Genomic DNA, 12,880 nt, shown 5'->3' with positions numbered 1-12,880 from the left:
CGGCTTCTTTTTGTGAACATGATAACAAAAAAGAAAGAGCCATACAACGAATCGGCTCTTTCCCTTCCGTTATCGCCCAAACCGCCCTTCCTGGTAATCGCGAATCGCTTCGCGGATTTGTTCCGGCGTGTTCATGACGAACGGCCCGTAGGCGACGACCGGTTCGTTCACCGGCTCACCGGCGTAAAGAAGAAGGCGGAGTTTTTCGCGGGCGGTCGCGTTTAGCTCCGTTTCCTCGCCGCGGTTGTGGCGGCTGAAAAACAGCGCTTGCCCGGCCTTTCCTTCCGTATGGTCAGCTCCGAACGTGCCGCTCCCTTCTAAAATGTACAAAAAGCCGTTGTAATGCCCCGGCAAATCTTGCACGACCGTTGTTCCCGGTTCGACAATCATTTCCACCATCGTGACAGGAACGATGTTCTTCGTCGGGGCTTGCACCCCTTTGGATGACCCGGAAAAGACGCGGATCACCGCTCCTTCCTCTTTTCGCACCGGCATCTCTTCGGCGCGCAAGTTTTGGTAGCGCGGCTCGGTCATTTTATGCGTGCTCGGCAAGTTGACCCAAAGTTGCAAGCTGTGCACCGTCGAACCGGGCGCCGGATCTTCCTTATGGACGACGCCGCGGCCGGCCGTCATCCATTGCACATCCCCGGGGCCGAGCGTGCTGTGGCCGGCTTTGCTGTCGAAATGTTCAAGCTCGCCGCTGATCACATACGTGACCGTCTCAATGCCGCGGTGCGGATGGACGTCAAACGTTCCTCGCTCAAAAATGTCTTCCATCAGCAACAAAAACGGATCATACTCTTGCCAGTTCCCGGGCTCAAGCACCGAACCGCTCTGATGAATCGGGCTGTTGGTCGTCATTTGCACGGTTTTCACGCGACGAATGCGGCGTTGAATCGCCATAACCTCTCCTCCCTTATGTTGCGCAATCCCGGCCGTTGCCGGAAGGAGTGCAGCTCAATCGGCAAACCGCTCCCCCCCTTCATCGTACCGGATTCAACGAAAAACAGGCAAGCCATCCGCCTGAAAAATGGCGGCCATACCGCTCGCAAAAAACAAAAAACCTGCCGGCACTCGGCAGGTGGACGTTGGAAGAGGGATTCCAATCCCACCATAAAACGATTGATATTTCAAGGATGAATGGACATGCTCGTTCATCACGTGCAAAATTTGTGCAAAATAATCTCCAGTGTGTCAATCCATGCAAAAAAGCGGGACGATCCGCCTTCTTTTCGTTGCTCAACTCTGCCTTTTTCACAAAATATCCGAAGGAAGTCTCCCGCCTCAAGGAGCGTGAAGGGCAAAAATGTACGCAAAAAGTATGCTAAAAGTGAACAAAAGGCCAACATAAATGGCCTTTCACGAAAGAAAAGTATGAATCAGATCCAAGCAATCCGAAACAACTTCATTGGGCGCCCGTCCTACTATTTGAAGCTGTCGGGCGCGCCAATCTAAACTTTTGACCTGATCGGTTAAAATCACGCCTTCAACGGCCAAGCCTGATGGCAATTCCACTTCAAATGGATATCCTTTTTGTTGCCGGGTGATCGGGCAAAGCACCGCAAACCCTGTCAATTGATTGAACCGCTTTGGTGATAGAACGATGCCGGGCCTTTTTCCTGCCTGCTCATGCCCTGCTTGTGGATTGAAATTGACGTAAACAAGATCCCCACGATCCGGCGCTTGCATCAGAACAATTCATTCCCTTCTGTTCCAAAATCAATTTCAGCATGGCGATTTTCCGGCGTGATTTTAGCCAAAAGTTCCTCCAATGTCGGCTTCTTCTTTTTCGGGATCAACTTGATCGCTTGGTTCTCAACGATCATCTCCACTTCTGATCCTTGATGAAGCGCTAAACGTTCAGCAATCACGCTTGGGATACGAACCGCAAGGCTGTTTCCCCATTTTTGAACGGTTATTGTCATGATTGACACTCCTTTCTGTTTGTTTAATTCCATTATACCTCTCTCCTTTCATTTCGTATATACATAGTATATACATAAATTCAAAAAAAGATGCCATCGAGACGGTGTTTTCGATTCGAAACGAACGATTACGATTGATGATAAGACGCTGAACATGTTAAAAGATTTGAAGAAAAGTCAAAAGGATTCCCAAAAAATGAAAAACGACTGCCAACGCAGTCGTATCAAGGGTTTCATGATTTACAATTTGACAGGATCGGATATTAGAAATGGAGGAAGAGGGATTCGAACCCCCGCGGGCTGTGACACCCCTAGCGGTTTTCGAAACCGCCCCCTTCAGCCAGACTTGGGTATTCCTCCGTATGAAAATGGAGCCTATCGGATTCGAACCGATGACCTCCTGCGTGCGGGGCAGGCGCTCTCCCAGCTGAGCTAAGGCCCCATGTCTATAATGGTCGGGAAGACAGGATTTGAACCTGCGACCTCACGGACCCGAACCGTGTGCTCTACCAAGCTGAGCTACTTCCCGACATAGGCTGGTTTACCTTGCGACAATTCACATTCTATATGAACCTCAAAGGAAAGTCAATAGTTTTTTTATCTTTTTTTCGCCATAACGGATGAAAATTGATCTTTTTTCTGAAACGACCTGCATAGCTGCCGCTCCTTTTTTCCTATACTAAAAACACAGCAACCGTGTAAAGGAAAGGGGGCGCTTTGTGAAACTCATTCCGCCGGCGCGGCGCAAACGGGCGCATTTGTCGCAATTGACAACCACCCATTTCCATTTGCGTCATCCGCTTGTCGTCGCCTTTTTTTCCTTTTCGTTTCCGGGTTTCGGCAATTTGATGCAGCAACGCTACGCCACGGCCTTTATGTTAATCCTCTGGGAGCTGTTTATCAACACAAAAGCCCATATCAATACAGGTATATTATACTCGCTGCTTGGCGATTTTGAAAAGGCAAAAGCCGTTCTTGACGAACGATGGCTCATGTTTTATGTGGCCATCTACATGTACAGCATTTGGGACAGCTACCTCGGCTCCGTCGACATGAACAAGCTGTATTTGCTCGCCGACCGCGAAGATGCGCCGATCTCTTCCATACCGAATGGGATCGTGCTTCTCATCCGTTGCGATGAACAGCAATGGCCGGCCGTGGAGCAGTTGCTGCGGGGCCATCACGCGCTTGGACTCGCCGGCGTTCACGACAAGCAGCCGAATAGATAGGCATTTCATCCCCTTTCACTGAAAAACCCGAGGGAACACCCCCTCGGGTTTTCGCCGCTCTGCCGTTTTCAATAGACATCTCGCCGCATAAAGACAAAAAAAGCGACAAGAAGCCCTGCAAGCCCCCAGACAGCCAGCACGGCCATCGAAAAGCCAAGCGTCATCCCCTCAATCGGCGGAGCCGCTCCTTTTATGTAATCCGTCAGCCGCAAATTGACCATAAACAAATATTTTGCCGAATGCCACGACGACACCATGTTCGACAAAATCGCGCCAGAAATCAATGCTGCCAGCATGATGCCCATCACCGCCGCCGTGCTCCTAAGCAGCACGGAAAACATAAACGTCAGTGTGCCGACGACAACGCTCACAAACGCTGCCAGCCCGAGCTCGATCAAAATGTATTTCCATTGCGGAATCATGTGGACATTCGCTGTATTGAGATCCTCTCCTTGCTGGACAAATCCGGTCAATAGCGGCAGACGGAAGCCGCCATATCCAAACACGAGCCCGGAGATGGCATACGACAGCACCGCCACCATCAGCATAATGAGCGACACCGACAGGAGCAACGCGATATATTTGCTCAACAAAATTTTCCACCGCTTCACCGGCCGAACGAGAAGCAGCTTGATCGTTCCAGCGCTTGCCTCGGACGACACTAAATCGGCCGCAACCACCATCACTAAAAGCGGCAAAAACAAGTCGATGGCGTTTTCGATAAACGTGCGCATAAACGTCGGCGCTCCAGGGGCGGACGGATTAATGTTGTGCTCTAAGTAGTACTGCTGCTGCTTGAGGCGGATTTGCAAGTATTTCCGCCACTCCTCAGACATGCTCGGCGACTGCAAGCGGTTTTGCAAATCGACGATTTGCTGCTGCAGCTGCGTCCGCCAGTCGGTCGTGCCAAGCCGTTTTCGCAGTTCTTCCGTCTCGCGGTATTGGGCGTATGTAAACAAGGCGACGAGCACCGCAATGATGGCGGCGATCACCCATAGCCGCTTTTTGCGGACGATTTTCAACATTTCATTATACACGAGCTTACTCAATCGTTTCGCCCCCTGTCAGCTCGATAAACAAATCTTCGAGCGTCGGCAGCCGCGGTTCAATTTCCGACACCGAGACGCCGGCTTGGACAAGCTTGGCGTTCCAAGCGGCTAGTCTCGACGGCTCATATGGCGTGACGATCGTCTCTTCATCAGCGCGCAGCACCTCGGTTTCCGCCGCTAACAGCGCCCGCGCCCGCTCGATCGGAACGGCTTTCCAAACGACGCGCGCCTGCTGGTTTAACAGCCGCTCCACCGTGTCGACCGCCAAGAGCCGCCCTTTCGCCATAATGGCGACGCGGTCGCACATTAATTGAATTTCACTTAACAAATGCGATGAAACAAGGACGCTCAACCCTTCCGTTTCCGCCAAAAAGCGGATGAAGGCGCGCATTTCGCGAATGCCGGCCGGGTCAAGGCCGTTGGTCGGCTCGTCCAAAATGAGCACCTTCGGCTTTCCAAGCAGCGCCTGCGCGATGCCGAGCCGCTGCCGCATGCCGAGCGAATACGTGCCCACCCGGTCATGGATGCGCTGTTCCAGCCCGACGAGCTTCGCCACTTCCATGATCCGATCTGCACCAATTCCCGGCATCATGCGGGCGAAATGTTCAAGGTTTTCCCAGCCTGTTAAATACGGATACATTTCTGGGTTTTCGACGATGCAGCCGATCTGGCGGATCGCGTCGGTAAACTGGCGATGAAGGTCATACCCGCCAATTGCCACCGTCCCCGCCGTCGGCCGAATGAGCCCGACGAGCATGCGGATCGTCGTCGTTTTTCCCGCGCCGTTTGGCCCTAAAAAACCGAATACTTCCCCTTCATGCAGCTCAAACGAAATGCCTTTAATAATTTCCTTGCCGCGAATCGTTTTTCGCAGCTCTTTGACCATCAATGTCGCCCGTTTGGTCATCGCTCGTCCTCCTCCGTCAACGTGATGAGCGAGGCGACGCGCTCTCCAATCCGCTTGTACCCTTCTTTGTTTGGATGGAAATGGTCGCTATATAAATAATCATTGACATGCAAGGCAAACAAGTCAAACGTCGGCACCGCGACGATGTTCGGATAGCGGGCCGCCACTTCCGCTGATGCAAAATTCCAATCGCGCACAACGGCCGATGTCCGTTTGGCATCGTCTAAATCGCCAAACGGGTTGTACAAGCCGATCGCAAAAATGACCGCTTCGCTGTTGAAGCGGCGCAGCGCGGCGAAAATGCGGTCAAGGTTCTCCACATACCGGCGCTTCGCTTCATCCAGCTGCTTGGCGTTCAACCGAAGCGCTTCCCCCCCTTGAAACAAGTCGTTGCCGCCGATGGTCATCACGATCAAATCCGCCATGGCGACTTGCCGCTGAATCTCAGGCTGGCCAAGCTGGCGAAGCAGTCCGTCGGAGCGAAGGCCGCGAACCGCCAAATTCGTCACACGGATCGGCTTATCCGTTTGCCGGCGAAGCGCATCGACCATATAGCCGACATACCCTTTTCCGCTTTCATCGCCCGTTCCTCTCGTCAACGAGTCGCCAAGAGCAACAATATCCATTTTCTCGTCATGTTGCCTTGTTTCAGCCGTTGACGGCCGTTGTTCTTTCGTCGGCGGCTTGGCGGTTGCAAAAAACTGATCTTGCACCGCCAATGCCAGGCCGCCAAGCCAAAGCGCTCCGGACAGAGCGGCAACAACGATGAGAAACGAAACAGCTCTCCGTCTCATGCCACCACCTCATCTCTTTATTGGCTTTCTTCCAACCGTTCCTCTTTTTGCTTAACATCATTGGTTTGATCCAACCGTTGCCGATTTATGCGCCAATGCTTCGGATTCCAATACGCTTTCAGCTTCATCGCTGCTTCTTTTCCAGCCAGCAGCACCCCAAGCCAAAACAAGACTTCCGCCGCCGCAATGACCGTGGCGACAATCGTTGCCTTGACAGCGGCTGAAAACGGCAGAAACGGCGCGATCGGCACCGCCACCCAAACGACGAACGAGGCGATGATGAGGCCAATGCCAATGCGATACAGAACCGGTTTCTCTTGCTTCACGTCCCCACCTCCTTATGGCGTCGTGGTTGCGAACGAAGATTGGGATTCTGCACTCCCACTCTACCATATCCATCTCCCGTTCACGAAACGGCGCGCCTGAAGCCGTGCGTTTCGCCGCCAACCAACGCCTGTCTTGTTCCCAAACCGCAAAACGCACCGTTTGGAAGGAGAAAAACCGGCCTCATGGCATGAAACCAAGCAGACGGATTCGTCATCATCATCGTTATACGTATTAACAAAGAAAAGGTGTCCCTTTTATGCTTGGGACACCGTTCATTCACTCCTATCACCGCCGCTTATGCCAGTAATCGATCAACCCCATCGCGCACACCTGCAAATCCAGCTCGATCGCCGCATACACCGGCGACGAAGACGGGACGCCATATTCGTTCAAAAACGCTTCTACATCGCGGCGCAACCGTTGTGCAGCGACTTTCGCCTGCTCTGCGGGCGATGCTTCCGGATTTCGCTCGATCGCTTCTTTTCCTGCCGCCACAAATTTCGGCAGCCAAACGCGAAGCTGGCGGAACGCCTCCTGCGGGTCATCCAGCATGCCAAAATGGCCAAAATAAATGCGTTCCGGTCTCAGCTTCTCAAGTCTTGCCGCCGACTGCTTCATGGCCTCGGGATCAAATTGGTTCGGAGATGTTGAAGGCAGGCAAAACGTAAGCCCCGCTTCTTGCAGCTGCGGATAAAAAACGCCGATCGTATCGCCGGTGAACACGCCGCGGCTGTACGAATCATAAATCGAAACGTGATGGTTCGCATGCCCCGGCGTATCATAAAACACAAGCGTCCGCTCCGCACTCAACTTCAACGTTTCCCCGTCCTCTTTCACGATCAATCGCTCTTCTGGCACCGGAAGAATCGGATCAAAGAGCGACTCAAACTGCGCGCCGTACACCGCCTTCGCTCCAGCGATGAGGCGCGATGGATCAGCCAAATGCCGCTTCCCTTTCGGATGGACGACAACCATCGCATTCGGGCAATGCTGAAGAAGCAACCCCACGCCGCCCGCATGATCCAAATGAATATGGGTGACGATGATATAGCGAATATCAGACGGATCAATATGAAGCGCTTTCAACCCAGCAAGCAAATGCGGCACCGACGGGCTTGGCCCTGTTTCCACGATCGCCAAGTTCTCTTCGTGAAGCACGTATGTACCGGTGCGCTGCGGCATGCGCAAATCATACAAATCGATGAGTGAAATGCGGCGGCCGAGATCAAGCGGCTGTGCCATGTTCCCTCTCCCCCTTTGGTTGATGATGCAGAATATTTTAACATAGAAACCGGCTTCCCGCTACAGGGGTTGATAAAAAAGCAGCCCCTGCCCAGAGGGCAAGAGCCGCCTTCTCGTTTCAACTGTCGTCAACGGGGCAACAACTGCTCCGCGCGCTATTTTTGAGGGCAGGCGCTGTCGACCGTTGCCCTCCGCAGCACGAACAAGCTCCCTGATGCTCAACCCGATCGCATCCAACGCTGCCGCCAACGGAAAGACACTGTCGTTTGCCAAGCGCCCCCTAATGCTTACGACGCCAACTCCCTGCCAGTCGCCTTTCCTTTCCGCCCGTTTCGGATCGCCAGCCATACCGCCGCGGCCCAACCGATGACGATGAGGCCATAAACGGTCGGATACACCGGCGCAGGCGCCTCCCAAGCGTGCAGGAGCGTGCGGACGTTCGTCAAAATAATCAACCCGCCGACCAACACTCCAAGCAAATGGGACGGCAGTTTGCGCACAAGCCAAGCGGCGATCGGTGCAGCGACGACCCCGCCAGCCATGAGCGTCAGCACCCAGTGCCAGTTCACTTGTTCCCAACCAAGCGAAATGACGAATCCTAGCGTCGCCGACAGCGCGACGGCAAATTCGGATGTATCGACGGTGCCGACCACCTTGCGCGCTTCCATGCTTTTATTGGCCAACAACACCGGCGTCGCAATCGGCCCCCATCCTCCACCGCCGGTCGCATCAAGGAAGCCAGCCACCAATCCGAGAGGGACGAGCTGCTTATTGGACCACTGTTTTCCGGGCGTCGACGGCGCGCGGCCGTTCAACACTAAAAATCGATAAATAATGTAAAAGCCAAGCGCCAACAAAAACAAGGATACATATGGTTTAATCAAATCTCCCGGCAAATTGCTTAAAAAGCATGCTCCGACAAACGCGCCGACCGACCCGGGAATGATGAGCCTAAAGGCCATGCGGCGGTCGACGTTGCCGAACTTCCAATGGGAAGCGCCAGATGCCGCCGTCGTCACCACTTCCGCCAAATGAACGGACGCCGAGGCGACGGCCGGAGCAATGCCGAACGTCAATAACAACGTCGACGACGTGACGCCATACGCCATTCCAAGCGAGCCGTCAATCAGCTGGGCGATAAATCCTACAAACACAAAAACGATCAGTTTTTTCATTGGTTTCCCTCCGTTTGCAATGGTTGAGCGCGTTACTTATAATTTAAATCTCATTATTCATAGATGTCAACTATGAATTTTTAAAAAATAAAAAATGCGATCATTTATTTTAGTCCCTGCTCGCAAGATGACGTTGCGAACACCGACGGCTTGGCGGCCGACGGACGGAAGGCGCCGCGCGGCCGTCCATAAAGACAAACAGCCGCCTGCAGAAAAAAGGCGCCCCGAATATGGCGACGGGACACCTTTTGAATGCTGGCTTTCGATCAGAACTTCCCTTGATACCGCTCGACTTCCCAAGCGTGGACCGCCGTGCGGTAGCTGTTCCATTCGTCTTTTTTCATCGCGACGTATTCGTTGAATACGTGCTCGCCAAGCGTCGCGCGGCCGATTTCTCCGCTTTCGAACGCAGCGATGGCCTCGCCCAAGTTTTCCGGCAAGTTGTCAATGCCAAGCTCCGCACGTCGTTCTTCCGACATATGGAAGATGTCTTCATCAATCGGCGCCGGAGCGGTTAAACCTTTTTCGACACCGTCAAGGCCAGCGGCAGCGATGATGGCATACGCCAAATACGGATTGGCCGACGGATCCGGGCAACGGAGCTCAACGCGCGTCGCGACGCCGCGTTTGGCCGGAATGCGGATGAGCGCCGAACGGTTGGAAGCGGACCAAGCGATGTAGCAAGGCGCTTCATACCCTGGCACAAGCCGTTTGTACGAGTTGACAAGCGGGTTCGTAACCGCCGCGAAGTGTTTTACGTTTTTCAGCAAGCCCGCGATGAATTGGTACGCTGTTTCTGACAACTGGTTCGCATCGTTCGGATCAAAGAACGCATTTTCCCCATCTTTGAAGAGGGAAATGTTAACATGCATGCCTGAACCGTTGATGCCAAACACCGGTTTTGGCATAAACGTCGCATGGAGACCGAACTTGCTGGCAATCGTTTTGACAACCCATTTGTACGTCGTCGCATTGTCAGCCGCACCGAGCGCATCGGCATATTTGAAGTTGATCTCATGCTGGCCTTCCGCCACTTCATGGTGCGACGCTTCAATCGTAAAGCCCATCGCTTTTAAGGCGCGGTAAATTTCAAGGCGAACGCGTTCGCCCAAGTCTTTCGGAGACGGTTCGAAATAACCGCCGCCATCATGGAGCTCGAGCGTCGGATTGCCGTTTTCATCGGCTTTGAACAGGAAAAACTCCAGCTCCGGACCGACCGAGATCGTATATCCTTTTTCTGCCGCTCGCTCGATCGTTTTTTTCAGCACGTTGCGCGGGTCGCCTTCAAACAGCGTGCCGTCCGGATTGGTCACGGAGCAGAGAAAGCGCGCTTCCGCATAGCCTTCCTCGACCGTCCACGGCAAAACAGCAAACGTATTCAAATCCGGAAGAAGATACAAGTCGGAACGGTTGATCGGCGAGAAGCCTTTGATCGACGAACCATCAAACATGATTTTCCCTTCGACAACATCATCAAGCTGTTCAGCCGTCACGGTCACGTGCTTTAAGATCCCTTCAATGTCGACAAACTGCAAATGAAGAAGTTCAACGTTCTTTTGTTGGATCGTTTCTTTAATTTGTTCAAGCAATCCCGTTTGGGTGGAGGAAACGAACGTTTTTGACATGTAACATTACCTCACATTCTTACGTTTATTTTTCTAACATGCTTTTATTATAGAAAAAGAGTGGCCGTTTGGCAACACTTTTTTAGCAATTTTTCTGTATTTTTATAACGATTTTTTGCAATCGTTTTCATATTCATGTAAAAAATAAACAGCCCAGAGGATGACCGTTCCTCATAGGCTGTTTCTAGATGTTACATTTTCTCCTCACGCCGCCGCCATGATCCGGACGGAATAAGCGGCAAGCCGGCCGCTTTTTCCGGCGGATAGACGTACACATATCCTTCGATCGGTTTACGCGCGTCGCGAACCCACACCCGTTCGTATTCGTTATCGCGCCGCCCTTCAACGTAATCCTCGAGCTCATCCATTGCCTTGAGCCCTTCTTCCGTCACCGTCAGCCACTCCCCTTCCACTTCCCCCTCTTCTCCAAGCACAAGCGCAGGGTATGGGCCAACGTTGTATAAGCGGCCGTTTACTTTCCCTGAGCATACAGCGCGAACGTACGGAGCGACCACTTCATGGTTTTCTTCGCCAGTCAGCAGCGTGCCATACACAAACACCCGATATCGCCCTTCCGCCATCTCCTCGTTCTCCTTTTGTTTACATAACATAGATTATGAAAACTCAAGGAAAGGAAACAAAAACAATGGAAGCCCTTCCTCTCATCCATCCTTGCCGCTCCGAGGCGGCGCCAGTGTGAATTTGTTCAGTAGATCGCGGCCACAAAAACGCCGTGCCGGCTGCACTCGCAAGCCAACGGCACGGCGATGGCGATTCCGCAACGAACGAATGATGCTTTCTCCATCATACCCGCTTCACAATGAAAAGTCAAGCACATTGTTACAGTGCTTGTTTCCATTTAATGCTGCAGCCGATGCTCGGCTTTTGCTTTTCCGGCACCGGGCGGCCCTCCAACAAAGCATCCAGCGCGGTGCGGATCGACTCCCCGGTGACCGGGATGCCGTTGTTCGGGCGCGAGTCGTCCAACTGGCCGCGGTAGACGCATTTCAGATCCCGGTCGAAAATGTAAAAGTCCGGGGTGCAAGCGGCGTCGTATGCTTTCGCCACCTCTTGCGTCTCATCGTACAAATACGGAAACGGATAGCCGAGCTCTTCCGCCACCTTTTTCATGTTTTCGGGTGAATCTTCTGGATACTGTTCCGCATCGTTGGAGTTGATGGCGACAAACGACACCCCTTTGGGCATATAATCGTTCGCGAGGCGAACAAGCTCGTGCTGGACATGCTTGACAAATGGGCAGTGATTGCAAATGAACATAATGACGGTTGCGACGTCCGATTTCACATCCTCAAGACGGACGACGTTGCCATCGATGACATTCGTGAGGGAAAACGACGGCGCTTGTTTGCCGAGGGGAAACATGTTCGATTCGACAGCTGGCATCAACAACACCCTTTCTCCAATATTTTCTTTCATTATATCAAAAGGAAGGCGGGTGTCACAAATCCAGCGCCCAAACCGAACTGCACAGCTCGGCATATGATGCCACATAGACGACGGAAAGGAGGCGTTTGTGCATTGATTTATATGAATAAACACATGACCCCGCGCGTGTACGGGCCAGCTGCCGCACCGCCCGCATCCCACCCGATGTTTTATTATCGCCGCACCGCCGCGCAACAAATGCTCGAACAGCAAAAACAACAGTTCGATCAGTTGGCGGAACGGCTCGCCCAACTTGAGGACGCCATCGAAGAAGGGCAAAAGCACCAAGCGGAACAACGCGAACAAATGGCGGACATGTTCGCCCGCCTCGAACAGTCGCTTGCGGCCGGCTGGGCGCGGCAAAGCGGACGGCTTGCCGAGGCGCTGTCCGAGCTCGGACAAACGGTGACTGCTGGACAAGTAGCCCAAACCCATTATTACGAAGAAATGGCCGCCATAGTTGCCTCGCTTCAGCAAGCGGCCGAAACCGGGCAAAAGCAACAGGAAGCGCAAAGCGGGCAGTGGGCGGAAGCGCTCGCCCGCCTCGAGCGGCTGCTTATGGAAGCACAGGCGGGGCAAGCCGCCTTGGCCGGAACGCTCGAACGCCTCGAGCAGTCGGTCATCGCCCAGCAGGAGCGGGAGGAAAGGCGACAATTGCGGTGGGAAGAGCAGCTGGCCAAAGAAGAAGCGGCGCAGCAGGCCGTCATCGAAGCGCTCACCGTGCAAAGCGACACGATGCGCCGGCTCGAGCAGCGGACGGCTGAACGTGAACAGCTCGCCGAAGGAATGGCCGCCCGACTCGAAGGGCAGGAAAAACTGTACCAAAAGTTGATCGAGCAGTTCGAGCTGCAGCACGTGTTCCATGAGACGGTCATCGAACGGCTTGAAGCGCAAGAGGCCGCGCAGTACAAAGTCACCCGCCAGCTTGACAGTTTAAAAGAGGCGCTGTATGAACGGTGTTCGTTTATCGTCGACAGCGTCAGACAGCTGTTTCATTCCTTTTTCCCTAAGCGCGGCCCCAAACCCGACCGCCAGGCGGCTGAGCAAAAGCAGTCCGTCAGCTTGTGAACTGCCGCGCATCTTGACGAGATTGGCCGATCCGCCGACGGCGGATCGGTTTTTGCTAGACGGGTGGGCAAATGAATGGACAAACCGAAGCAA

15 protein-coding genes and 3 tRNA genes are annotated in these 12,880 nt (G+C 53.4%); 3 read left to right on the top strand and 15 right to left on the bottom strand.

The window, feature by feature from the left end:
• Positions 1 to 69: 69 nt before the first annotated feature.
• Positions 70 to 903 (bottom strand): pirin family protein, encoded by an 834-nt coding sequence (locus GHH_RS08215; RefSeq protein ID WP_015374778.1) that lies wholly within the window; start codon positions 901 to 903, stop codon positions 70 to 72.
• 35 nt (positions 904 to 938) lie between these two features.
• Here GHH_RS08215 and GHH_RS19480 point away from each other — a divergent pair, with 35 nt between their 5' ends.
• The gene (locus tag GHH_RS19480) at positions 939 to 1,328 is read left to right on the top strand and encodes a hypothetical protein (protein ID WP_223813666.1); all 390 of its coding nucleotides are present in this window, start codon (positions 939 to 941) and stop codon (positions 1,326 to 1,328) included.
• Between the two features lie 31 nt (positions 1,329 to 1,359).
• On the opposite strand, the gene GHH_RS08210 is transcribed toward GHH_RS19480, so the two are convergent.
• From GHH_RS08210 to GHH_RS08190, 5 genes are all read right to left on the bottom strand, one after another.
• Positions 1,360 to 1,689 carry a type II toxin-antitoxin system PemK/MazF family toxin gene (locus GHH_RS08210; protein WP_011231143.1) on the bottom strand — a complete coding sequence of 110 codons (330 nt, stop codon included), beginning with the start codon at positions 1,687 to 1,689 and terminating at the stop codon, positions 1,360 to 1,362.
• Complete coding sequence (locus tag GHH_RS08205) at positions 1,689 to 1,958, bottom strand: AbrB/MazE/SpoVT family DNA-binding domain-containing protein (RefSeq protein WP_011231142.1); 270 nt, start codon at positions 1,956 to 1,958, stop codon at positions 1,689 to 1,691. The genes GHH_RS08210 and GHH_RS08205 overlap by 1 nt, the downstream gene beginning before the upstream one ends.
• Before the next feature lie 237 nt (positions 1,959 to 2,195).
• A tRNA-Ser gene (locus tag GHH_RS08200) sits at positions 2,196 to 2,285 on the bottom strand.
• Positions 2,286 to 2,294: 9 nt separating this feature from the next.
• Positions 2,295 to 2,367 (bottom strand) — tRNA-Ala (locus GHH_RS08195).
• 10 nt (positions 2,368 to 2,377) lie between these two features.
• Positions 2,378 to 2,454, bottom strand: a tRNA-Pro gene (locus GHH_RS08190).
• 190 nt (positions 2,455 to 2,644) lie between these two features.
• Between GHH_RS08190 and GHH_RS08185 the strand changes: the two genes are divergently transcribed.
• A complete protein-coding gene (locus GHH_RS08185) occupies positions 2,645 to 3,154 on the top strand; it encodes a hypothetical protein (RefSeq protein ID WP_015374777.1) in 510 nt (169 codons plus the stop codon).
• 68 nt (positions 3,155 to 3,222) lie between these two features.
• Here the strand turns inward: GHH_RS08185 and GHH_RS08180 are convergent, their stop codons facing one another.
• The 9 genes from GHH_RS08180 to GHH_RS08140 form a co-directional block, all read right to left on the bottom strand.
• Positions 3,223 to 4,203, bottom strand: coding sequence for an ABC transporter permease (locus GHH_RS08180; RefSeq protein WP_015374776.1), 981 nt, complete (start codon positions 4,201 to 4,203; stop codon positions 3,223 to 3,225).
• On the bottom strand, positions 4,196 to 5,110 hold the full coding sequence (locus tag GHH_RS08175; RefSeq protein WP_015374775.1) for an ABC transporter ATP-binding protein: 915 nt from the start codon (positions 5,108 to 5,110) through the stop codon (positions 4,196 to 4,198). Before GHH_RS08175 ends, GHH_RS08180 begins: the two co-directional genes overlap by 8 nt.
• Positions 5,107 to 5,904 carry an SGNH/GDSL hydrolase family protein gene (locus tag GHH_RS08170; RefSeq protein ID WP_015374774.1) on the bottom strand — a complete coding sequence of 266 codons (798 nt, stop codon included), beginning with the start codon at positions 5,902 to 5,904 and terminating at the stop codon, positions 5,107 to 5,109. Before GHH_RS08170 ends, GHH_RS08175 begins: the two co-directional genes overlap by 4 nt.
• 17 nt (positions 5,905 to 5,921) lie before the next feature.
• On the bottom strand, positions 5,922 to 6,230 hold the full coding sequence (locus GHH_RS08165) for a transporter suffix domain-containing protein (protein WP_015374773.1): 309 nt from the start codon (positions 6,228 to 6,230) through the stop codon (positions 5,922 to 5,924).
• Positions 6,231 to 6,516: 286 nt separating this feature from the next.
• Entirely contained in the window at positions 6,517 to 7,473 is a 957-nt protein-coding gene (locus GHH_RS08160) for an MBL fold metallo-hydrolase (protein ID WP_015374772.1), read from the bottom strand.
• Between the two features lie 287 nt (positions 7,474 to 7,760).
• A complete protein-coding gene (locus GHH_RS08155) occupies positions 7,761 to 8,648 on the bottom strand; it encodes a sulfite exporter TauE/SafE family protein (RefSeq protein WP_011231133.1) in 888 nt (295 codons plus the stop codon).
• A 266-nt stretch (positions 8,649 to 8,914) separates the two neighbouring features.
• Positions 8,915 to 10,273 (bottom strand): type I glutamate--ammonia ligase, encoded by a 1,359-nt coding sequence (glnA, locus tag GHH_RS08150; RefSeq protein WP_015374771.1) that lies wholly within the window; start codon positions 10,271 to 10,273, stop codon positions 8,915 to 8,917.
• Between the two features lie 191 nt (positions 10,274 to 10,464).
• Positions 10,465 to 10,854: a gamma-glutamylcyclotransferase gene (locus GHH_RS08145; protein ID WP_015374770.1), complete on the bottom strand. Its 390-nt coding sequence runs from the start codon at positions 10,852 to 10,854 to the stop codon at positions 10,465 to 10,467.
• A gap of 259 nt (positions 10,855 to 11,113) precedes the next feature.
• The gene (locus GHH_RS08140) at positions 11,114 to 11,677 is read right to left on the bottom strand and encodes a thioredoxin family protein (protein ID WP_033012139.1); all 564 of its coding nucleotides are present in this window, start codon (positions 11,675 to 11,677) and stop codon (positions 11,114 to 11,116) included.
• Between the two features lie 135 nt (positions 11,678 to 11,812).
• Here GHH_RS08140 and GHH_RS08135 point away from each other — a divergent pair, with 135 nt between their 5' ends.
• Positions 11,813 to 12,787 (top strand): hypothetical protein, encoded by a 975-nt coding sequence (locus tag GHH_RS08135; protein WP_015374768.1) that lies wholly within the window; start codon positions 11,813 to 11,815, stop codon positions 12,785 to 12,787.
• Positions 12,788 to 12,880: the final 93 nt, after the last annotated feature.

This window comes from Geobacillus sp. GHH01, from assembly GCF_000336445.1.
GTDB classification, from domain to species: domain Bacteria; phylum Bacillota; class Bacilli; order Bacillales; family Anoxybacillaceae; genus Geobacillus; species Geobacillus zalihae.
This window is presented reverse-complemented; position numbering and strand designations above follow the sequence as displayed.

What these genes read in the sequence shown, in the direction of transcription:
- GHH_RS08215 (WP_015374778.1), bottom strand. Translation starts at nt 903, where the DNA reads ATGGCGATTCAACGCCGCATTCGTCGCGTGAAAACCGTGCAAATGACG.
- GHH_RS08210 (WP_011231143.1), bottom strand. Translation starts at nt 1,689, where the DNA reads ATGCAAGCGCCGGATCGTGGGGATCTTGTTTACGTCAATTTCAATCCA.
- GHH_RS08205 (WP_011231142.1), bottom strand. Translation starts at nt 1,958, where the DNA reads ATGGAATTAAACAAACAGAAAGGAGTGTCAATCATGACAATAACCGTT.
- GHH_RS08175 (WP_015374775.1), bottom strand. Translation starts at nt 5,110, where the DNA reads ATGACCAAACGGGCGACATTGATGGTCAAAGAGCTGCGAAAAACGATT.
- GHH_RS08170 (WP_015374774.1), bottom strand. Translation starts at nt 5,904, where the DNA reads ATGAGACGGAGAGCTGTTTCGTTTCTCATCGTTGTTGCCGCTCTGTCC.
- GHH_RS08160 (WP_015374772.1), bottom strand. Translation starts at nt 7,473, where the DNA reads ATGGCACAGCCGCTTGATCTCGGCCGCCGCATTTCACTCATCGATTTG.
- GHH_RS08155 (WP_011231133.1), bottom strand. Translation starts at nt 8,648, where the DNA reads ATGAAAAAACTGATCGTTTTTGTGTTTGTAGGATTTATCGCCCAGCTG.
- glnA (WP_015374771.1), bottom strand. Translation starts at nt 10,273, where the DNA reads ATGTCAAAAACGTTCGTTTCCTCCACCCAAACGGGATTGCTTGAACAA.
- GHH_RS08145 (WP_015374770.1), bottom strand. Translation starts at nt 10,854, where the DNA reads ATGGCGGAAGGGCGATATCGGGTGTTTGTGTATGGCACGCTGCTGACT.
- GHH_RS08140 (WP_033012139.1), bottom strand. Translation starts at nt 11,677, where the DNA reads ATGCCAGCTGTCGAATCGAACATGTTTCCCCTCGGCAAACAAGCGCCG.